This window comes from Halomonas sp. KAO, from assembly GCF_015595025.1.
Taxonomy (GTDB): domain Bacteria; phylum Pseudomonadota; class Gammaproteobacteria; order Pseudomonadales; family Halomonadaceae; genus Halomonas.
This window is the reverse complement of sequence record NZ_JADNRL010000009.1, coordinates 125,059-145,536: the sequence shown is the minus strand read 5'-3', so window position 1 is coordinate 145,536 and position 20,478 is coordinate 125,059. Positions and strand designations below refer to the sequence as shown.

The 20,478-nt window shown below is 52.2% G+C and carries 18 protein-coding genes; 11 read left to right on the top strand and 7 right to left on the bottom strand.

Going from position 1 to position 20,478, the window contains the following annotated elements; genetic code table 11:
• Positions 1-320, top strand: a 320-nt coding sequence (locus tag IOC61_RS03815; RefSeq protein ID WP_195687546.1) for an integrase core domain-containing protein, incomplete at its 5' end; no start/stop codon positions are given.
• Between the two features lie 193 nt (positions 321-513).
• Positions 514-1,005, top strand: coding sequence for a DUF302 domain-containing protein (locus IOC61_RS03810; RefSeq protein WP_229332901.1), 492 nt, complete (start codon positions 514-516; stop codon positions 1,003-1,005).
• A gap of 160 nt (positions 1,006-1,165) precedes the next feature.
• Here the strand turns inward: IOC61_RS03810 and IOC61_RS03805 are convergent, their stop codons facing one another.
• Together IOC61_RS03805 and IOC61_RS03800 are read right to left on the bottom strand one after the other, a co-directional pair.
• Positions 1,166-1,468 carry a hypothetical protein gene (locus IOC61_RS03805; RefSeq protein ID WP_195687545.1) on the bottom strand — a complete coding sequence of 101 codons (303 nt, stop codon included), beginning with the start codon at positions 1,466-1,468 and terminating at the stop codon, positions 1,166-1,168.
• A 397-nt stretch (positions 1,469-1,865) separates the two neighbouring features.
• The gene (locus tag IOC61_RS03800; protein WP_195687544.1) at positions 1,866-2,759 is read right to left on the bottom strand and encodes a LysR family transcriptional regulator; all 894 of its coding nucleotides are present in this window, start codon (positions 2,757-2,759) and stop codon (positions 1,866-1,868) included.
• Between the two features lie 118 nt (positions 2,760-2,877).
• Here IOC61_RS03800 and IOC61_RS03795 point away from each other — a divergent pair, with 118 nt between their 5' ends.
• The 9 genes from IOC61_RS03795 (at position 2,878) to IOC61_RS03755 (ending at position 12,401) form a co-directional block, all read left to right on the top strand.
• The gene (locus IOC61_RS03795; protein ID WP_195687543.1) at positions 2,878-3,354 is read left to right on the top strand and encodes a DODA-type extradiol aromatic ring-opening family dioxygenase; all 477 of its coding nucleotides are present in this window, start codon (positions 2,878-2,880) and stop codon (positions 3,352-3,354) included.
• A 66-nt stretch (positions 3,355-3,420) separates the two neighbouring features.
• Positions 3,421-3,942, top strand: a complete 522-nt coding sequence (locus IOC61_RS03790; protein WP_195687542.1) for a cytochrome b — start codon at positions 3,421-3,423, stop codon at positions 3,940-3,942.
• 134 nt (positions 3,943-4,076) lie between these two features.
• Entirely contained in the window at positions 4,077-4,802 is a 726-nt protein-coding gene (locus IOC61_RS03785; protein ID WP_324254680.1) for a siderophore-interacting protein, read from the top strand.
• Between the two features lie 228 nt (positions 4,803-5,030).
• The gene (locus tag IOC61_RS03780; protein ID WP_229332900.1) at positions 5,031-6,227 is read left to right on the top strand and encodes a tyrosine-type recombinase/integrase; all 1,197 of its coding nucleotides are present in this window, start codon (positions 5,031-5,033) and stop codon (positions 6,225-6,227) included.
• Positions 6,218-8,338 carry a tyrosine-type recombinase/integrase gene (locus IOC61_RS03775; RefSeq protein ID WP_195687540.1) on the top strand — a complete coding sequence of 707 codons (2,121 nt, stop codon included), beginning with the start codon at positions 6,218-6,220 and terminating at the stop codon, positions 8,336-8,338. The genes IOC61_RS03780 and IOC61_RS03775 overlap by 10 nt, the downstream gene beginning before the upstream one ends.
• The gene (locus IOC61_RS03770) at positions 8,335-8,757 is read left to right on the top strand and encodes a DUF6262 family protein (RefSeq protein WP_195687539.1); all 423 of its coding nucleotides are present in this window, start codon (positions 8,335-8,337) and stop codon (positions 8,755-8,757) included. Before IOC61_RS03775 ends, IOC61_RS03770 begins: the two co-directional genes overlap by 4 nt.
• A gap of 40 nt (positions 8,758-8,797) precedes the next feature.
• Complete coding sequence (locus IOC61_RS03765; protein ID WP_195687538.1) at positions 8,798-9,931, top strand: adenylate cyclase; 1,134 nt, start codon at positions 8,798-8,800, stop codon at positions 9,929-9,931.
• A complete protein-coding gene (locus IOC61_RS03760; protein WP_195687537.1) occupies positions 9,928-10,386 on the top strand; it encodes a three component ABC system middle component in 459 nt (152 codons plus the stop codon). Before IOC61_RS03765 ends, IOC61_RS03760 begins: the two co-directional genes overlap by 4 nt.
• Complete coding sequence (locus IOC61_RS03755; RefSeq protein ID WP_195687536.1) at positions 10,383-12,401, top strand: DUF3732 domain-containing protein; 2,019 nt, start codon at positions 10,383-10,385, stop codon at positions 12,399-12,401. The genes IOC61_RS03760 and IOC61_RS03755 overlap by 4 nt, the downstream gene beginning before the upstream one ends.
• A 286-nt stretch (positions 12,402-12,687) precedes the next feature.
• Here the strand turns inward: IOC61_RS03755 and IOC61_RS03750 are convergent, their stop codons facing one another.
• From IOC61_RS03750 to IOC61_RS03730, 5 genes are all read right to left on the bottom strand, one after another.
• Positions 12,688-13,497 carry an IS3 family transposase gene (locus tag IOC61_RS03750; RefSeq protein ID WP_195687582.1) on the bottom strand — a complete coding sequence of 270 codons (810 nt, stop codon included), beginning with the start codon at positions 13,495-13,497 and terminating at the stop codon, positions 12,688-12,690.
• Positions 13,498-13,502: 5 nt separating this feature from the next.
• Complete coding sequence (locus IOC61_RS03745) at positions 13,503-13,814, bottom strand: DUF1153 domain-containing protein (protein ID WP_195687535.1); 312 nt, start codon at positions 13,812-13,814, stop codon at positions 13,503-13,505.
• A 64-nt stretch (positions 13,815-13,878) separates the two neighbouring features.
• On the bottom strand, positions 13,879-15,207 hold the full coding sequence (locus IOC61_RS03740; RefSeq protein WP_195687534.1) for a GIY-YIG nuclease family protein: 1,329 nt from the start codon (positions 15,205-15,207) through the stop codon (positions 13,879-13,881).
• Positions 15,204-17,285 carry a DEAD/DEAH box helicase gene (locus IOC61_RS03735; RefSeq protein WP_195687533.1) on the bottom strand — a complete coding sequence of 694 codons (2,082 nt, stop codon included), beginning with the start codon at positions 17,283-17,285 and terminating at the stop codon, positions 15,204-15,206. Before IOC61_RS03735 ends, IOC61_RS03740 begins: the two co-directional genes overlap by 4 nt.
• Positions 17,286-17,288: 3 nt before the next feature.
• Positions 17,289-20,036 carry a class I SAM-dependent DNA methyltransferase gene (locus IOC61_RS03730; RefSeq protein WP_195687532.1) on the bottom strand — a complete coding sequence of 916 codons (2,748 nt, stop codon included), beginning with the start codon at positions 20,034-20,036 and terminating at the stop codon, positions 17,289-17,291.
• Positions 20,037-20,478 lie beyond the last annotated feature (442 nt).

Sequence of the window (20,478 nt, the reverse complement as noted above, 5' to 3'; positions counted from 1 at the left end):
TCACGCGGGTGCTCACCGACAATGGCGCCTGCTACCGATCCAGAGCGTTTCACCGCCTGTGCCGGCGGCTGGGGCTGAAGCACAAGCGTACTCGCCCCTATACGCCCCGCACCAACGGCAAAGCAGAACGCTTCATTCAAACCGCTCTGCGCGAATGGGCCTATGCCCGGTCGTACAAGAACTCGAAGGAGCGAGGCCAGCATCTACTTGCCTGGCTCCATCAGTACAACTGGCATCGACCGCATGCCAGCCTGAATTATCAGCCTCCGGTGAGCCGGCTGGGGCTTTCCGTGAACAACCTGGTGGGTTTACACAACTAGCTCTACTTGTCGGTGGTCATCGACTTGTTCTCGTGTCAGGTCGTGGGCTGGTCGATGAAGCCACGCATGACCACTACAGCGCACCCCTTTCTGACTCGTAGAGAGAAAACGATTTATAGGCTAACTTATAAGAGAATCGGCTTGGTCGAGTTTTTTGATGTTGCTGAAATGTGATCCGACAAGGAGTCTCGTCATGCGCAAACTTGCTGCTTCTATCCTGCTTGGCGGTATGTTGATTGCCCCTCTCCATATCGCTATGGCGCAGGATATTCCTACGGTAAGCCCTCGTGAAGGGTGGGCAGTGCATGATAGCGACAAGAGCTATCAGGCGCTTGTGGAGGCGGTAAAAACCGCCGCCAAGGACAGCGGGCTCGGCGTCGTTACCGAGGCCGGCCCGACCCAGGCGGCGGCGGATCGGGGGATCGAGATACCGGGCAATCGCGTCATCGGTCTGTTCAATAACGAGTATGCGGTACGCATTCTCAGGCTTTCGACGGCGGCGATGATCGAAGCGCCCATTCGCATGTATGTGACCGAGGCACCGGACGGTACCGCTACCTTGTCCTATAAGCTGCCTTCCCATGTCTATGAGCCTTACATGGAAGAGGGTGGCGAGAAACTGGCACAGGCCGCCGAAGAGCTCGAGCAGGATTTCGCGAGCATCGCCGATGCAGCTATTGATTAAGAACTCCCCAGGCGAGGAAAAGGCCAGCCCCTGAAACTTGGGGCGACTCACCCTCGATGATGGGTAGCCCGGGGTGCTAGCTCCATGGTGATAAATGAGTGGTTCTGCGGCGAGGATTTTGCTGTTGCAACCAACCGTTATGCGCTCTCGAGTTCGTGAATTAGGCGTGGATATAAGCCCAGCCGATGGTCTGGAGCTCCATAAGGGTCACGACGGCAGCCTCGATTTCCTCGATACCTTTGTCGTTGGTTAGCCCTTGAGCAATCAGCGAATTGCGACACAAGCGTAGATATTGGTCGGTGTGATCGCCCAACGTTTCAAGTGCAGCGCTCACGGCGCCAGCATTGGCGACGATCAGGACCTCTGTGTTTGGTCTGGAAGCCAGTAAGTTTTGCACATTGCGACGCGCTCGAGAGAGGCTCTCGGCGGTGGAGGCATGCAGTACGACTCTCTTCGTGGCCATGTTCACTACCTATCGTGCGAGTGGTTGAATTTTGTCATCGTTCCCTCAAGCGAGCTTGGAAAGGAAAGTGCACTCGAGGAAGAATAACAGCTAACAGCGTCCAGCGAGACCGATTACTGGCCTCCGTGTATGCACTGGGCACTGGCTGCGTAGCCTGTCAACCGAGCGGAAGCCTCGAAACGTTCTCGAACCTCAGTTCAGCGAGGTAGGTTGATAATCCAAAGCTGCTGTGATGTTGGAGCCCTTTCCGATTGTCGCGACGCTTTCACACCCAGGTGGTGCCTTCCAAGGCATTCAGCGGGAGCTTCAGATAGCGTTTGCAGGTTGGACTCCGGATGCTGCAAGCGTCCTCACAAGTGCGCACTCTGCCCCTGAGACAGGCAGTGTCCCTGCTTCATCAGAGAAGTAGGGCCTCAACCAGATAGTCGATCATCGCCCTGACCTTGGCCGGAGGGCGTCGGTCGGGGGGGAGCAGCACATGTATCCCCCCGGGGTCGAGGGTGGGCTGGTCGAGCTCGAGGGCAACCAGCTCACCACGTGCAAGGGCGTCGTCGACGATGAAACTCGGCTGATAGATCACACCCTGTCCCCGCAGTGCCGCCGCCAACAGCGCGTCGCCGTTGTTGGCCCTGAGATTGCCGTGCACGGGTACCTGAATATCCCCCTTACGCCCGAAGCGCCAGGTGCGATCTTTCTGGGAGGGCGACAGGGTATAACTCAGGCAGTTGTGCCCGGCAAGCTCGTTGACGCCTCGCGGCGTGCCATGGCGTTCCAGATAGTCCAGCGCGGCACAGACCCGCAGCGTACAGTCCCCCAGCCGTCGCGCCTTGAGCGAGCTGTCGGCGAGATGGCCGATGCGTAGCGCCAGATCCCACCCCTCTTGCATCAGGTCGTGTTGGGCATCGCTCAGGCCCAGCTCGACCTCCACCTGCGGATAACGGCGACTGAAGGCCGGCAGCAGTGGGGCGATGAAGCGCGTCCCGAAGGAGAGCGGCACATTCATCCGCAGCCGCCCGACCACCTCGATTCGCTGGGCCGCCACTTCCGACTCCGCCTCATCGAGTTCCTGCAGGATACGCTGACACGCCTCGAGATAATCGCGACCGGCGTCGGTCAGCGTGAGCCGCCGGGTGGTGCGATGCAGCAACTTGACCCCTAGCCGGGCCTCCAGGGCATCGACATGCTTGGTGGCCATGGCCGGGGACATGCCTAGCGCGCGGCCTGCCGCCGACAGGCTGCCATGAGTGGCGGCCTGGGTGAAGACCCGCATTCCCGTAAAACGATCCAGCATCGATTTAACACTATCAGTTAAAGGTGTTGGGCAAGAGTGGCATGTTCTCCTGTTTTTGCAACGAAGTTATAGTGAGATCCGTTCGCATACATCGGCCCGCAGGCCGGAGGGCGCCATCATGATCTACACCAGTATCTCGTCTCCCGAGTCGTCTCCTCAGCCAACGCTGTTCATTCCCCACGGCGCTGGCCCATGCTTCTTCATGCAGTTATCGCTGCGGGAGGATCTCGATCCCGCAGCGCACTTGGCCGCGGGGGAGGTGCTCGCTTCGCTACGCGACGAGGGAGTGCTGATCGTCGGCAACGGCATGAGCTTTCACAACATGCGCGGCTACGGGGATTCGCGCAATACCGCGCCTTCCGAGGCCTTCGATGACTGGTTGGCCCGGGCCGTGGCAGCCGAAACGGATCGTCGCCACGCCGCCCTGAGCGACTGGACGCAGGCTCCCCATGCCTATCAATGCCACCCACCGGGCGATGAAGAGCACCTGATCCCGCTGTTGGTCGCCGCCGGCGCTGCAAGGGAGGACAGGGGCTACAAGATCAATTCGGAACAGGTGCTCAAGGCGCAGCTATCGGCCTTCCGCTTCGACTGACGCGGCCATGCCCCTCGGCCACCTTTTCTACATCGAAACTTGTCTAGACCAATGAAGGAGCTATCGATGATCAAGGATTCAAAAGTGCGTTACGGAAGCGTCAGCAAGACCTTCCACTGGCTGATGACCGTACTGATCGGGTGGCAGCTGCTCAAGTTCGGGGACCGTATCGCCGAGGGCGAGCACTGGGTGGGGCAGACCCTGGTGCCCTGGCATGTCTCCATCGGCAGCCTGCTGCTGGTATTGATCGTGCTGCGCCTGGCGTGGGTGGTGTCACAACGTCGTCATCGTCCGGCCCAGAACCCGGCCACCGCCAGGCTGGTCAAGGCGGGGCATGGCCTGCTCTTCGCCGGCATGCTGCTGATGCCGATCACCGGCATGCTGGTAATGCTGGGCGGCGGCTACGGCGTGACTGCCTTCGGGATGGAGATCTTCGCGGAAGGTGAGGAGGTCCCCTGGGCGGCGAGCCTCGGCAGCCTGCATTCACCGCTGGCCTGGGCCCTGACCGTCCTCATCATCGGGCATATCGCCATGGCGCTGTTCCACCATTTCGTCCAGCGCGACGATACGCTCAAAAGAGTGCTGTAGTAGCCCTGTCTGAAGCAGGCCTGAAAAAGGCGCGACAACTCGCCGAACACCATGTTGTGGCGAGAAAATGTGGGACGTGATTGAAGCGAAACAGGAGTCAGATCTTGGCTAGACCCCAGGCACGAGAACTCAGCGTGCTTCGCCATTCGTGGCTTACCAGGAACATGCTGCGGATAACCCTCGGAGGCGAGAGCCTGCGGGAGTTCCCACGAAACCAGGAGAGCGCCTATATCAAGCTGATGTTTCCCCGAGGGAAGGACGAACGGCCGCTGATGCGGACCTATACCATACGGCATCAACGTCCCGAGGAGATTGACGTTGATTTTGCCATGCATGCACAGCAGGGGCCGGCGTCTGCATGGGCCAGCAGCGCCCGGCCCGGTGATCGCATCCTGGTCGCCGGACCGGGTGGCAGAAAGTTGATCAGTCAGGAGGGCGACGGGTATCTGCTGGCCGGTGACATGACGGCCTTGCCTGCGCTGAGTGTCAACCTGGAGGAACTGCCGGAGGATGCATACGGTTACGCGGTGATCGAGGTTCGCCACGAATCCGATATTCAACCCTTGAGGCATCCGGAGAAGATTGAATTGCACTGGGTGATCAGCCCCGAGCCGGACCCTAGGGGGCTCACGCTGCTCGAGAAACTTCAATCCCTGCCTCGGTTACCCGGAACGCCGTCGGTATGGGCCGCTTGCGAGTTCAGCAGCATGCGGGCCATACGACACTTTATCCGGCAAAGGTATGATATTCCGAAGTCCCAATTCTATGTTTCCAGCTACTGGAAAATTGGCCAGACAGAAGACGGAGACAAGCAGACGAAACAGCATGACATCAAGAAAAATCAAGGAGTTTGGAGGTAAATCTCGAGCAAGTGGATGGTCGGCTGCTGCATAAGAGTTGGCGGCAGAAACGAGACCTAGCAAGCTGGTGCCAGCAACTTCGCATAATGTATATTATGTTAATACGGACACCAAGCATGTCTATGTCAATTGTGTCCACTTAAGGTGTCAAAGCTGAGATCAGCTCCTTCGGGTTGACTCATATGCTCACCATGTCAAATATGGAGCATTCCATGGATGGTGATGCTCATGAGGCTCGTCAAAATTCGATACAGCGACACAGCGGTCTCGTGGACCGTGCTCGATCATGATGGTGACACCGTCGGCCCTCTGCGTGACTGGATCGTCCATCTTGAGGAAACCAACCTCTCTCCGAACACGATCGTCGCTTACGCACGCCACATGACTCGCCTAGGTAGCTATCTCAACGCGATCGGAAAATCGGTCTATGATATTTCGGTGAGCGATTACGATCACTTCCTTCAGTGGCTGCCATACGCCTTAAGCGCTAAGGACGAACCACCGCCAGAAAACCTCGTAACCTTTGATGCGCGCTCCCTCCAAAAGCTTTCCCCATCACTGAAAAACCAGCTGCACTTGGCGACCAAGTCCTTCTATCGTTATCTCCAGGGACGAGATCCATTCGGGCATGTCCGAGGAACGCAGTCACAGCATCACCAGGGCCTAAACAGCTATAAGCCTTTCCTCGAGCACATCAATAGCCGGCGCACAACCAAACAGAAAGATCGTTACCTACGCGGTGACATCGGGAAGGTCCAGAAACAGGTCACTGAAAAGCGCCTGTCTCCAGAAAGCGTCCTATTACTCATCAAAGCTTGCCATAGGCTGAGAGATGCTTTTCTGGTGACATTGCTCTACAACACAGGGATGCGCATTGGCGAGGCTCTGGGGCTCCGTCACACAGACATTGACCTTGAAGATAAGATCGTATGGATCATCCCTAGGGTCGACAATGAGAATGGTGCGAGGGCTAAGGGACAACGTGTTCGTGCCATTCCGGTCATGGACTACCTGCTCGATATGTATGAAGACTTCATCACAAGCGATGAGTATCAAGACGCTTTTGAAGCGGGCACAGAATATGTATTTTGTAACATTCAGCGAGGCAGCATTGGACGTGCCCTTTCCCGTAGTTATGCAGAGAATCTAAAGAATTACTTGAAGCAGCGAACAGCTGTGGCTTTCACCTGGCATCATTTCAGGCACACGCATGCCAGTGAAGCCATTGTCGACGGCTATGGACTACTCGAAGTAGCGGATCGCCTGGGTCACGCAAGTCCACAGACAACCATGGATTTTTATAAACATTTGTTCAGCCATGAGATGCGAAAGCTTCATCTGACGGGGCCAGAAAAGCTGGAAAAACGCCTCGAAGAATTTAGGAAGTTGCCACATATCACTGACAGAGGCGTAAAATGGATCTAAAGGTAATTCAGGGAAGTGCCGACAGCCAGGTTTTGTATGAAGAGCAGCTCTTGTCGAAAATTGAAACCTATGGCAGCAAGCTGTTTTTTCATGACGTGTGGGATGACGAATTTGTAAAAGACATTGAGATCTTTACGAATGAACACGTTGGGGTAAACAGCCCTATTGAATTTACCGGGCTGCCACTGACACCACAACTTGAGCTGAAATGCTATTGGGCAAAATTTCTTTCAGATGAACGCAACAACTCCCGTTCTTCTGTAGAGCGAAGGCGCCTGCCAATGAGATGGCTAAACACCGACTGGAAAGAAATATCCAGTCGCTTTGGAGTTTATTGTCTGGCAGATATACCTCATCCTGAGTTTACAGCTCGTCATACCTCGAGCAGCGAAGAAAAAAACACGAGAAAACATAACGCTGAACTTTTAGATATTTTTTCTAGATACTCTAACAATTCGAAAAGAAAGAAAACCAAGCAGAGCTATGTTAGTGACAACAGCATCGTTGAAAAGGAGTATCTGCCAGCGCGAATCACAGTTGCCGGCGACATCCACAAGAATATTATAATTCAGAGGGAACAATTCAAGCCTCTTCACAGGCGAATGATTGTCTACCTCAACGACATATACAGCGAAGATGACTACAGATTCAAAGACAGACAGCGCACCACAGATAAATACCTTAATTTTTACCGTTACCCTGAATGGTTGCGTGATGCTGTACGCTTTCATGTCATAAACAAGATTCAGCATGGTGAGCTGGCCCCAAGCACGCTTGTTGGTTACATGGGAAGGTTTATAAACTTCCGAGACTTCATGCACGAGAAATTTGAGACCCCCTCTCCTGCTCTCATATCAGATAATTTGATTGAAGATGACTATTTAGCATGGGGTAATAAGAAAGGTTTATCCGGGAAAAACTGGTTTACAGACACTGTGGCGATGCTGCAAGCGGCCTCAAGGGAATTCTCTGACAAATGGCCTTCTTTGTCAGTATCAAAAAGAGCAGTCAAGAAAATCAAGAAGACCCACTATAAAGAAGGGCTGGGTCGAATAGGATATGCGAACGAAGGCGTGGGACGCTCCTACTCACAGCGCATCATTGACGAGCTTCAGATGGCTGTCAAGGATGCACCCTCCCCTGTTCCTCAAATATTTATACTAATTCTTGCTACGGGCATGCGCGCTGAGGATGGCCATTCAGTGCTCTATGATTGTCTTAAGAATGATCCTGATGATGATAACTTTATGATCCTCCACTTCTGGCAGAATAAGGTCAAGAAGTGGAATAGAAAGCCACTTTCCAAAAGCGACAAGTCTCACGCGGCTTTAATAAAAGTTATTGAAGACCAGAGAAAATGCATTGTCAAAAAGCATGGCAGACCAACAAAGTACCTCTTCCCCTACTTTACGGGAACTCAGGAAGGCTTTGTGACTCAACAATGGACTGCGAGCGAGATAAAGAAAAAAGTTGTAAGTCAACAGGTAAAAGATGATGGCGGTAACCCCCTCGCCTTTTCTTGGCATCCTCTCCGTCATACGATGGGTACATCGTTAGCACAAAACGGTCATGATATTCTTAATATCATGATGGAGCTTGGCCATACCAGTCCTGATATGGCAACTGTTTATGTGAACAATAGACTTGAATTGAAGAAAAAAGCTCTCCTGGAAAAAGGTAGCGGAAGGTTCTTTACGATACAGGGAGATGTCGATGATAAAATTGGTGAACTTCTTGTCAGAAAGGAGCAACTAGCAGCCACTCGTGTCTGTGGCGGAGCTTGTTCAATGCCTGCTCAAATTGGGGATTGGTGTGAACACGCCAACGCATGCTATACATGTAAACATTTCAGGGCTGATGCAAAAGATGTAGATTTTTTTAAGTCTGAAAAACTTGCCATAGACGCTCTCATTCAAGAGCAGCAAGAAGAATCCAAAGAGCTTGCAGATTCAGGAAAAACAAGGATGTCAGAAATCACAGATCGACGCCTCAGGAAAAACAAAGAAGTCTACGACTCTTTAGGAAAAATCGTTTCAGCTATAGAAGAAGACGGCATTTACAAAGGTGCTGAGCAGAAAGTCAAACAGATAAAACTGGAGTTTGTCGAATGAGCGGCAAAGCCACTGAAGGCCTAGCGAAGGCCAGAGAAGAACGCAGTTTGCGGAAGCGCCGTGCCGTAGAGGAAGCTATTGCGACTTTGAAGGAACGTAATGAGGCCATTACATTTAAAGACATTGCTGCAATCGCCGGGGTTAGCAGGCAGTACCTGTACAATAACTTCAAGGAATCCATATCAGCTGAGCGTGATAATGCACGTTCATCTTCGTCAGAGATAGATGGTGTGGCGGTCCCTTCCCGCACTCCTGAGGAATACCGTCATATAGAGGCTGTGTTGCGCAACAAAGTGGATCGTTTGAAGCAGGAGCTCAGTTCTGTTCGAAAGGAAAATGCTCGGCTTAAGCAAGAGCTGGAGAAAGAACGCGGCCGATCTGAGCATTTCAGAAGAAATTGGATTAATTCTTCAAAATAAAACATACAGTGAGGCTACCGTAAGGGACTGAGAGGAAATTATGAGTAATGGTAAAACAAAGCATGCCGTATTGACTACTGCTCTGGCTTTTCATTACCAGGCATTAATCGGTTTAGATCAGTGCTTAAACTTAAAAGAAGGAGCAAGCATTTGGTTTGAAAAGGACGGTGATGTCAGCTTGATTGGAGATAAAGAAGAATCAAGTCAGTTTGAAGTAAAGGATTTTAGTGGAAGCTTAACAGATCATCACATAAACCTTTGGAAAACACTCAAAAACTGGCTTTCTGAAAAATTTGATCACTCTCTCTATGAAAAGCTAATTCTACATACAACTCAGCCATTTGGTGCTAAATCACGTCTTAGCAACTGGAATTGCTTAGATGGTGAAAAAAGGCTTTGCGTACTAGAAAGCATCTATAGTGATAGATCATCAGAAGAGCTTAACTCCGATAAAAAAAGCGAAGTCCTCAATATCCAGATTGAAGTTATGTCGAAAGAGAGCAGCCATCTCAAGGACGTGCTCTCAAGGGTTGTTATCTTTACTAACTCCGAAGACTTAAATGGTATACGGGAAAAGATAGCTCGGTCGTGCGCAGCGGGAATTCCCAAGAACAACAAAGATAGCTTTCTGAGAGCTCTTGTAGGTTTTGTTTATGAATCTTCAACTTATCAAAAATGGTGCATTTCCAAGGAAGAGTTCGATGAAGAAATAATTCGGCTAACATCCCAATATGCCAGACATACGTTCACAATGCCCAGCTTTATTGGAGTCAAAGCAGATGATAATATGCTAGAGCAGCACAGAGAAAAGCTCTTTGTTAAAAAAATAGATGATATAGATTATAAGGATGTAATATTTATAGCCATAGGCAACTGGTTTGAGCTGCAAAATTCCTTGGCCGAAGAGCTAGATGGGGCGCCTCAATTCAGAACCGCTACAAACAGATACCAAGATGAACTGGTAACTCAATATGAACGTAAATACGCAAGGGCTTGCCGACATGTTCGTGACTCAAAAATTAGCTCGCAGGACTTGTATGACGATGTGATTAGCGAGCCACCAAACCCCATGGATGGTTGCTCTGCTCCCCCTCTAGCTTTCAAGAACGGACTAATCCATGATGCCATGGATGATGAAGAATTGAACTTGAAATGGGAAGTTAGAAAAAAATGAAGATCACTGATGCTTTATATGCACTTAAATACAACCCATTTCTGTGCGGCCAATATATTTCTGCGTTTTATTCGAGTCTAAATGGCGTGGAGGAAAACCTGTTATTATCCAAGCTCGTCATCCCTCTTTCCACTCATCCTATTTACAAGCATTCATTGGCAAGAGCCATGTTTGGCGACACCAAAAGAAGTAATTTATGGAGCATCTTTAACGACAAGGCTTTACTATATGATTTGCAAGAAAGAATCGATTCTCTCAGTGACTTGACTGACAAAAGTATTCAGTATTGCCTAATCAATGACTGGGTAGAAATTGATCCTGAAACCCTTTCGGTAATTAGTTCAGAAAGCTTTAAGTCAACAAAAGCATGCAAGCCATCCTACAATCTTGGAAGACTTTTTAGCCAATTCTCACCTTCTGAAATATACTCTTTTTTTGGAGCTACGCCGAAATGAAATCATATATCAATGAAATGGGGGTTATTGATGTCTCAGGCAAAAGACACCCAGTTTTCCTGAAGCCTGGACTCAATGTTATAACAGGAAAGTCGTCAACTGGAAAGAGCGCTCTAATTGAAATATTCGACTACTGCTTCGCCAGCTCCGAATACACAGTTCCTAAAGGAGTGATTACAGAAGTCGCTTTAATCTACTATGTCTGCCTGAGCATTGAAAAAAGAACCGTTGTGCTTGGTAGGTCAACAAGAAGCCCAGCAAAAGGTTTTTTTAAAGAGCTTGAAAGCTATTCAAAAGACCTTGTTTCCCATGACTTTTTTGATAGCGGACACTATATCCCTATCGCCGCTTTTAAAAAACATGTCACGGGTCTATTTCTTGACCTTGATGATGTTGATGAATCTATCAACGCAAAGCAGATGAGAGGAAAAAAAGCCTCTACACCTTCTATCCGTAGCTTTGTCTCCTTTATGCTTCAGCATCAAAACTTAATTGCAAACAAACATGCTCTTTTTTATAGATTTGATGAAAAAGAAAAACGTGACCAAGTCATCGAACATTCTAAGGTTTTTTTGGGTCTAGTTGATCAGGATTACTTCCTTCTCTCTCAGGAGAAAGAACAAATATCAACAGAGCTTAGAAAAGCACTTAGAGAGAATGATGTCAGCGAAAGAGTCAAAGAGGCCCAGAAGAGAAAAGTCGAGCCTATGTTGACGCAACTTTATTTGGCTATGGGTGTAGAAAATAACTTCTCTATAACCTTGGACGAAGTTCTTCGTCACCCTAATTCAGCAATGGATAGAATCGAACAATCCATATCTTTTGAAGATATAAACCTTCAATCTAGCGCTATTGCAAACAAGTTCAATGAACTTAATACGGATCTAGCCTCTAAGACATCTCAGCTAAGATCTTTGCAAAGGAAAGCCAACACTATTAAAAAAAGCATAACCGATGAGAAAGAGCTTTCTGAAAGGATGAGTGAAATAAGCCCGCAAGATAGTGTTGACATTGCTTATTCAGTCTGCCCATTTTGCCATACTTCTCATGAACAGCTCAAGGAAAGTGCGATAAACCTAAAAAAAGCTATAGATAAAATCTCGAACAATGCACAACATGCGTCTCCTCTCCGTGCAAAGCTTCAGTCTTCTCTCTCCGAGGTCAAACAAAGTATTAGTGACTTGATGGTTGAGATTTCAAAATTACAGGAGCAGATTCAATCTCTCGAAGACTCTGAAGAAGAGCTTGCCGATAGGAAAAGCCTTCAGGAAAATTTCCTAAAAACAAAATACCGTCTTTTTGTCACGCTTGAAACTCTCGGGACAACAGATGATAGCTCTCTCGAAGAAAGGATAACGGAGCTACGAAGCAGCCTAGCAGATATTGATAGAAAGTTAGCAAAATATGACTACAAACAAGGTATGAGAAAGGCTAATCGCGCCGTAAATAAGCACATGCGTGAAATTGGAAGAAATTTTGATTTTGAGGATAGCTATCAGCCTATCAACCTTAAGTTTTCATTCGAAACATTTGACTTGTATCACGAGGCACCAGATGGCGATAAGATCTTCTTGAGGTCTATGGGGAGTGGTGCAAATTGGCTGTATAGTCATTTGACTTTATTTCTATCTCTCCATAAATATTTTGCTTCCCTTGGGAAAGAGTGCTCTATTCCATCGATACTATTCATTGACCAGCCAACCCAAGTCTATTTCCCAAGTTTCAAACGAGATACTGGAGAAGAGTTTGACAGCAAATCAATAGAGCGCATGGAGGCTCGCATAGAAAGTGATGCCAGTGTCGATGAGGACATAAAGTCAGTTGAGAATTTGTTTAGCCAACTGTCTATATATTGCAATTCCAACATGGATGAATTTGGTTTCTCTCCTCAATTGATCGTCACTGATCATGCTGACGACCTTTCTCTTTCAAACGGAGTAGATTTTGAATCACTGGTTAATAACAATAGGTGGCGTAAGCGTGGCTTGATCCATCCGTTGCCCAATAATTCATAAATGGCTTGTCAGCGGTGAGGGAATGCCCCTCATCAACTTTCATTTAGGGTTATTAGCGCGCCCTCCTCGAGGGCGCTTCTTATCTTTAGGGTCGTTTAAAATAACTTTGTCACTACTGCTTGGGGGCTTCAAAGCTTCCCAAGAATCCTCTTCGATTGGCTCAAACGGTCCCTTATAATCGACCACACTTCCCCGCAGCCGATTTAGTGGTGAATTCTTTCTATTTATCATCTTTTTCCCGCCTTCTTTAAAGCTTATTGTAATGACCCCCTGGTTTCTGCACACCTCATCCAGTTAATGCGAGGTGTGCTCGGGGTGCCACATAGTCCAGAGACTGATGTGGCCGCTCTTCGTTGTAGTACCGGATCCAGCGATCGATCACGACCCTGGCTTGGCCCAGCGACTCGAAGCGATGGAGCCAGATGCACTCCTCCTTCAATGAGCGGAAGAAGCGCTCGACGAGCCCGTTCTGCTCCGGTGTATAGGGCGTCGTGAACTCCTGCGTCAGCCCATAAGCCTTTACCGTGCCCGTGTAGTGCCGGCTGCTGAAGACCAGCCCATTGTCGGAGCGCAGTGCCAGCGGTTGCTGAACGCGCCCCAGCGCCCCCAGGCGATAGATCAGCGCTTCCTCCAGCGCGGCCTCAGCGGTCTTGCTGCTGCCATTGTCTGATAATCGCCAGCCGAGGATCTCACGCGTGCAGCAGTCGATGATCACCGCCAGGCTGGCTCGCCGATCCTTACCGCACCACACGTGCGTGAGATCCGTCGCCCAGCGTTCATCAGGCCGTGAGGCCACGGACGGAAGGCTCCTGGCACGCGGCCGGAAGCCCTGAGGCCGCTTGCGCACCTGCCAACCCTTCAGCTGCAGAATGCGTTGGATTGGCTTGCGGTTCTCTCCCAGGACGCACGCCAGGCGGCGATAGCCGTAGGTGGGGAACCGCTCCAGGGCCAGTTTCACCCGCGCCGCCAGGTCGGTATTGATGACACGCCGCCGCGCCTTGGGCCGGTAATACAGGCTTCGCCGGGGGAGCCCCAGCCAGCGACAGAGCTTGACGAGCGATACCACATGGCCTTCATCGGCCAGTTGCGCCTGCAGCGACGTTACGAGTTCTCGTCCTCGTCGAGCAGGCGCTTGAATTTTTTTAGTGCATAGATCTGCAGATGGGCCTCGCCCAGTGCCTCCTTGGTCTTCCGCAGCTCAGATTCGTACTGCTCACGGATGTCCTTGGGGCGGGCCTTGAACCCGTTTTCCATGCTGCGCTGGGCCTCATCGATCCAGCCCTCGACCTCGGAGACGGTGAGGTCGTACTGACGAGCCACTTCAGCGACCGTGGTCTTACCCTTGAAGATGTCCATGACCACGGCGGCCTTACGCTTGGCGGTCCATCGCTTGATGGGGTTGTCGTCGCTCATCCTGTCCTCCTGATGGCTGCACTATAGCCTGTGCAGCTCTGGAGGGGGTCACTTCATTATCAGACTACTTCTTCACCAGCCGCCCTACCGTATTATCCATACGATACTGAGAAATTGTGCCATCCACGATCCGTCTCACGATCTCCCTAGCCGTGTCCAACTCGACGTCAAACCACTCTCGGGGCCGGTAGGTGCTGCCATCCCGGCTGTGCAGCAAGACGTTGACCCGCTGGTGATGGAGCATGGCGTGGACCAGACGCTCGAATCGTCGCGGGTCGAGGTTATAGCACTCAAACGACGTGACGATCTGTACAGGCGCTTCCAGGTAGGTCTGCTGACGCTCAGCCCCGGCGATACGTTGGTCCAGCTCTTTCTCGGTGTAGCCGATCTTGTAGAGGTTGCGAATGCCGCGCAGTGCCGGGTCCTGGCTCAGTGAGCGCAGGATGTAGATCAACCCGGTACGCTTGTCATGATGCGTGATGCCCTGCATGGCATCGAAGGTGTTGTCACGCCGGAGAATACGACGCCCCGTCTCGTCCTTGTAGAGTGCCCTAGCAAGCGAGCGCAGCAACAGGTTGGATTCGGTGCCGTTGTCGAAAACGACCCGAAGGCGCGGATTGAACTTTCGCCCAGCGCCGACGCTTTCTTCCCCGACCTGATCAGCGATACATAGCATGCCGTTGAGGACGAACATGTCGCCCTCCTCGATCTGCGACTCCATCTGGAACGGCACTGCCTCTGCATCACCTTCACGCAGCTCCTCCCGCACCAGATCGAACAGCCCCTCGAAGCGATAGAAATCGTCGCAGTGGGTGCGTTGAGCGATCTCGTCAGGCATATCCCGCTCACTGTTCTCGGGCACGTGAGTCAGGTTGAAGATCGACTCGACACTCTCGTCCCCACCGCTCAGCAGCCCAAGGGGGTCGCTATCCAAGATATCATCCAGCGAAGTAACACTGTCCGGTGAGACGGTCGCTTTCTCAGGCGAAGGCGAGGAGAATTCCGTAGCGCCATTGCCAGCCCCCTGCTCCGCCTCCTCGCTCGTGGCAGGTTGGTCTTCGTGGCAGACATCATGAGAATCGCTTGTAGAGGCAACAAGGAGGCCTCGTGTATCCCAATCAGCCAATGCCACCACCTTGGTGGGATCGCTTCTGAGAGCGGCCAGTGAGACGGCTAGCGTGGCTTCGTTAAGGTCTGTCGCGTCTTCCTGAGGTTCACGTCCATGCGTGTCCATAAAAACCTCAATGCCCTGGAGAGTCGCAACCATCCGCTGGTCGGCACTCGGCGCGGAAGATTTGGGCGGTGTAACCGCCAACAGCCCCAATTCATCGGGTGTGGCGAAAATGTCGTCCAGCGTTCGCCGCTTTGGCGCTTCTCGACGGGTACGAATCATGTTGACGCCCCCTTCATTTTCTCCCGTTTCTTCTGCTGGATGTAAGCCAGCGCCTCGGCATAGCGGACCTCCATGTGGTCATCGCTGTGCACCGAAGGCGGATGCCCCTTCTCCTTGGTGAAAGCGACGATTTTGGGCCACAGCACCACCGCTTCCTCCTCGGTCATCTGCGTGCGGTTGCCAACTACGGTGTCCTGGATGGTCTTCAGCACAGGAGCGGTCAGCGCCTTGGACAGAATCTCATAGGCGCCCTGGAAGGGGTTGATCTGGTTGATGAGGTCGATGTTGAGGTGCTCGATATTGACGAACTTCTCACCTATCTTAATGAACTGACGGTTGCCCTTCGGCTCACCGTCATCGGCTTCCCCACCTAGATCGCGTCCATCCGGGGCAGCACCAGGATCGACAGGCACACCATTCTCATCAGTCTCATAACTCTGGCCGGGCTCATGGATCTCGGCTCCCTTGGGTAGCTCGTCCTCGTTGAAAAGCCCGCCTGTAGCCCTAGCCCCCATGGTGGTCAGCACGGTCTCGCGCAGCACCTCACGCTCACTCTCATCAAGATCTGGATGCAGTCGCTCGATGACCTTCGGTAGTTCCACTTCATTGATAACTTCAGGCTCAGTGGTGTCAGTCACTGCAGCGGCGGCCACTTCAGGTTTTTGAAGCAGGGCCGAGATGATGTCTTCCTGGCCACCAGAGTCCAGGATACTCATCACCTTGTCAGATACTGGTGCTTGGCTGTCCTCGATGATCACGGTGCCTAGTTCGGGCTTTTCGTCCGGTCGCATGCGTGAGCGCGGTTTGAACGATACGCTAGGTGCCAGCACCTGCTCCATCAGCAGCGAGACGGTGATCGCCTTGAGTAGGTTGTTAACACTAACCTTCACGTCCTCATCATCGGCATCAGGCTGGGCTATCAGGTTGGTGAACTGGGCGTGGGTCTTGCCCTCGCTGTCTCGGGTAGCACGCCCAATGATCTGGACGATCTCAGTCATGGAGTTGCGGTAGCCGATAGTCAGCACATGCTCACAGAAGGGCCAGTCGAAGCCCTCCTTGGCCATGCCCAGGGCGATGATGACATCGACGTCCTCAGGCTTGGTGACCTGGCGTAGGTATTCCTGCACGTCGCGGCGTACAGGGGTGTCGGTGACGAGATCGGCGACCTTCAGCTGCTTGCCGCTGGGGTGACGCACGGTGACGATGCCGGTGCGGCTGTCTTGCATCTCGACATCACCCAGCGCATCGAGAATATGATCGACCTCGCCATACTTGTCCTTGGTGCTCTCGCCGCTGTTGACGTTGGGGATGTGGACGATGGTCTTCTTAGCCGGGTCCAGAACCTCGCGGATCGCGTCGAGGTAGCGACCTTGATAGAAGTGATAGCCGATACCCAGGGACTTCAGATAGCTATAGCCGTTGAGCTGCTCGTAGTACGTGTAGGTAACTTTGTCGAAATGGGCTTCATCGTCGGGCAGCAGGATCGGGGCAGCGTCACCACGGAAGTAGCTGCCGGTCATGGCGACGATGTGCGCATTGGAGCCATGCATCAAATCATCGATCAACCCTCCTAGCCTGTTGCCCTCATCGGCGGAGACATGGTGGAACTCGTCGATCGCCACCAGGCAGTCGTTAAAGTCAGAGGGCTTCAGCTTGGCAAAGGCATAGCGCAGCGTGGCATGGGTGCAGACCAGGGTTCGGTCGTTACGATCGGCCATGAAGCGGCAGAAGGCATCCACCTTGCCGCTATCGTTGCCAGCCCGACACAGGTCGTTGCGATCCTCGACGTGCCAGTCCCAGTGGAAGCCGTGGGAGGTGAGGTCAGTGTCCTTGAACGATGCCCCAATGGACATCTCCGGCACCGCCACGATGACCTTGCGCAGGCCCAGCCGGTTGAGTTTGTGTAGGGCCAGAAACATCAGTGCCCTAGACTTGCCGGAGGCCGGAGGAGCCTTGAGCAGCAGATACTGGCTATCGCGCTTCTCGTAGGCCCGCGCCTGCATCTCGCGCATCCCCAGTGCGTTGCTGCTGGAACTCTTTCCCGTGCGGGCGTATTCGACCGTGATCAGCTCTGCCATGCCTTAGCCCTCTACTTCTGTAGCTTTGCGGGATTTTCTATTTCCTGTCTTCGCTGTTTTCTCAGCCTCAATCAACTCTTCATAGCGAGCCAGCAGATACTCCTGACGTTCAGCGGTGTCACGAAATGGGCGATTGCGATAGAGTTTTTCCACGGCCCGGTCTAGTGCGTGGTGTGCTTCGAGTAAATTATCGGGCATCTTGTCGGGGTCGTAGAGCTGCGCCATCGTCTTGTCAGGATGCGCGGCACGGGCAAGGATCACGGCACGCCCCAGCTGCTCGATCTCTTGGCGCTGTCTCTCCGATACTTCGGGCCAGGGGAAAGTGTTGTAGACAAGCGACGCCGAGTATCGGTAGTCGCTTTTTAGGCGACCACCGACGAGTCGGAGCCAGTCCATATGCATCTGAGTAGAGAGAAGTGAAAACTCATAAAGGGTTCCACCAGGAACTATCATTGCCAAGTCTGTAGCTATAACTTGATCAGTAAACATCCCTACAGGCGAATACTCTCTTCTCTCCGATGTGACCTTGGGAACAAGTATGTAATCCTGGCCTTCTTGATGGCGAACCTCTGCAAACTCATGCGGAGTATCAGCGCGCTTTGCTGTAGGCCCTCGATCACTGCCAAGACGATATTGACGAACTCGTTCTACACGCTCTTTAACCAGAGGCATTCTTTCAAGACTTTCATTATCAATATCTTTTAACCACAAACACCATCTGTTGTGGCCTTGCAAAAACTCCTTGGCACCAAGCAGACGGCGAATCCAAGGTTCAGACTTCGGCTCCTCAACTATTAGAGAGTCATACTCTTCCTTATTCAACAGCAAGTGACCACCATCATTTGGCATGCTGCCAAAATAAAGCCTTGGGCACCCTGCAACTAAAGGCGCACGTCGCTCACTAACTACTACATCCCCACCATCCAACAGGTAGGGGCTGATATTTTTCACATCCTTCCTATGCCACCCGTTATCAAGGCGCTGGAAAATAAAGCGAGGCCCCAGCTTTTTCGAAAGGCCAATGATTACAACATGAACACCAGCATTACCTTTCGCACTATTACGCCAAGCAAAGGTTTGATAAGCAAAGCTTATCTTAACACCCATTTCAAGAACAACGGGCCACAAAAGCGCCACCTGCTTACCCTGACATATAGAGTTAGTAGATACAAATGCCGCCTCAACATTATCAAGCCCACAATACTCAGCAGCCTTAACCAGCCAACAAGACACATAATCCAGAGACTTAAAGTTTCGGACCCTCCTCCCTAAGACCTCCTTCATATCAGAAACCTGACTGGCACCACGGCTAACCTGACCAACAAAGGGAGGATTACCACAAACATAAATCTCAACATCTTCTTTTAGTGGGCAGACCTCCTCCCAGCAAATACGCAAACTATTCCCAGACACCAAGCTACCGGTATCTTTTAATGGCAACAGCGGTTCAACATGGCCAAACTCCTTAGCAAACAGAATATTCATCTGGTGTTCAGCCAGCCAGAGCGACAATTGCGCTACCTCGTGTGCAAAATCATCGATCTCGATGCCATAGAACTGGCTGAGCCGAATCCCACTCATGAAGATCTCTTGCTGGCCAGACACCTCCTGAAGCGCCCGGAACACGGCCATCTCCAGGCGTCGCAGCTCCTTGTAGGAGATGATCAGGAAATTGCCGGATCCCATCGCGGGGTCGAATACGCGAATCCGTGTCAGCCGCTCCAGCAGCGTTTCCAGCTTCTTGCGGTTGCCCTTCGACTTGTGCAGCTCCGCGTAGAGCTTGTCGAGAAACAACGGGCGAATCACCTTCATGATGTTGGGCACAGAGGTGTAGTGCTGCCCCAGCGCGTCGCGGCTCTCCTCGTCCACCACCGCTTGGAACATCGAGCCGAAGATATCGGGGTTCACCGCCTCCCAAGCGAGCTGGCCGCACTCGATCATCATCCGCCTCCCCTTGCCACGAATCTCGGGCACGGGGAGGTCGTCACGGAACAGACCGCCGTTGACGTAGGGGAACTGGGCAACGTGAGCTGCCAGGTCAGCTGGGCGCTCATTCTCCGGTTGGTTCATCACCCGGAATAGCTGGGCAAGCAGATCAGGCAATTCCTCCCCGTTATCACCGCTGGCCTCGATGATGACCTTGGTGAAGGCGTTCTTGGGGAAGATGCCGGTGTCTTCGGCGAAGTAGCAGAACAGCAGGCGGGTCAGGAACACGTTGAGCGCGTGCAGCTGCTCAGGGGTGCTGAACTCATTGACCTCCTTCAGGCGGTCGAACAGCCGCCCCATCTTGGCCGCCGCCTTTAAGTCGGCAGACGCCTCCTCGAAGTGCTTGGTGCGCTCCAGACCCGCCATAGGGGCAAAGAACAGGTATTGGGTCGCCAGCTCACTGAACCCAACCTCCAGGCGCTCATCGGTCTTGGTGTCCAGCGCCGTCAGCTCACGGAAGTCCGTCACCATCAGGAAGCGGCACCTGTGCCGGGCAGGCTCGTCCTCGTCGGCCAGCACCTGCAACGCCTCATGGATGCTCTCTCCCTGGCGCACCGGCATGAAGTAGAGCCAGTTCTTCAGCGCAACGTGTCCTTCCGTCTTGCGGCTGGCCACGTTGCGCTGTCCGTCATTGCGGACCTGGGTGATAGTCGCCTTGGGAAATCCGTAGGCATCAAGGAAGGCATAGATGAACTCACTGCTGTCCGCTTCAGGCCGAGTGGCGGCGGCGAGAGTATCCATGCAATAGGTTTGGTCGAAGGCCATATGGGGGTGTTGCTCCCTGAGTGCGGGCTCCCTAGGAAGCCCATAGATCGTTATCTTTTGTAAGCCTACTAAGCACTTAGGTAGGTGTCACTTTTTCCTTCTGAAGGATACCAAACCCCTTCGAGGCAGGTTTGTCACCAGAGCACGTTCAACTCAAGGGCCGCCACTGCGAATGGTTTTCGCCATTGATGAGAGCAGGGGTTAGAAACGGTTGCAGCGCTGTCAGCTACGTGGTCATCGAGCGAGGCCGTATCGCGGGGATGTAGCAGTCTCGCTCTTACCGGGTAGGAGACCACCTATATAGAAAGGAGCGCGTGTACTGAGTTGACACGAAATCTCACATAACTGATTGTTATGAAGAGGAATATACATTAATTGGTGTGCATACATGTTAAATTTAGTGATACGAAGCTCTCGCAAGCCTCTTGATACCCATGCGCTT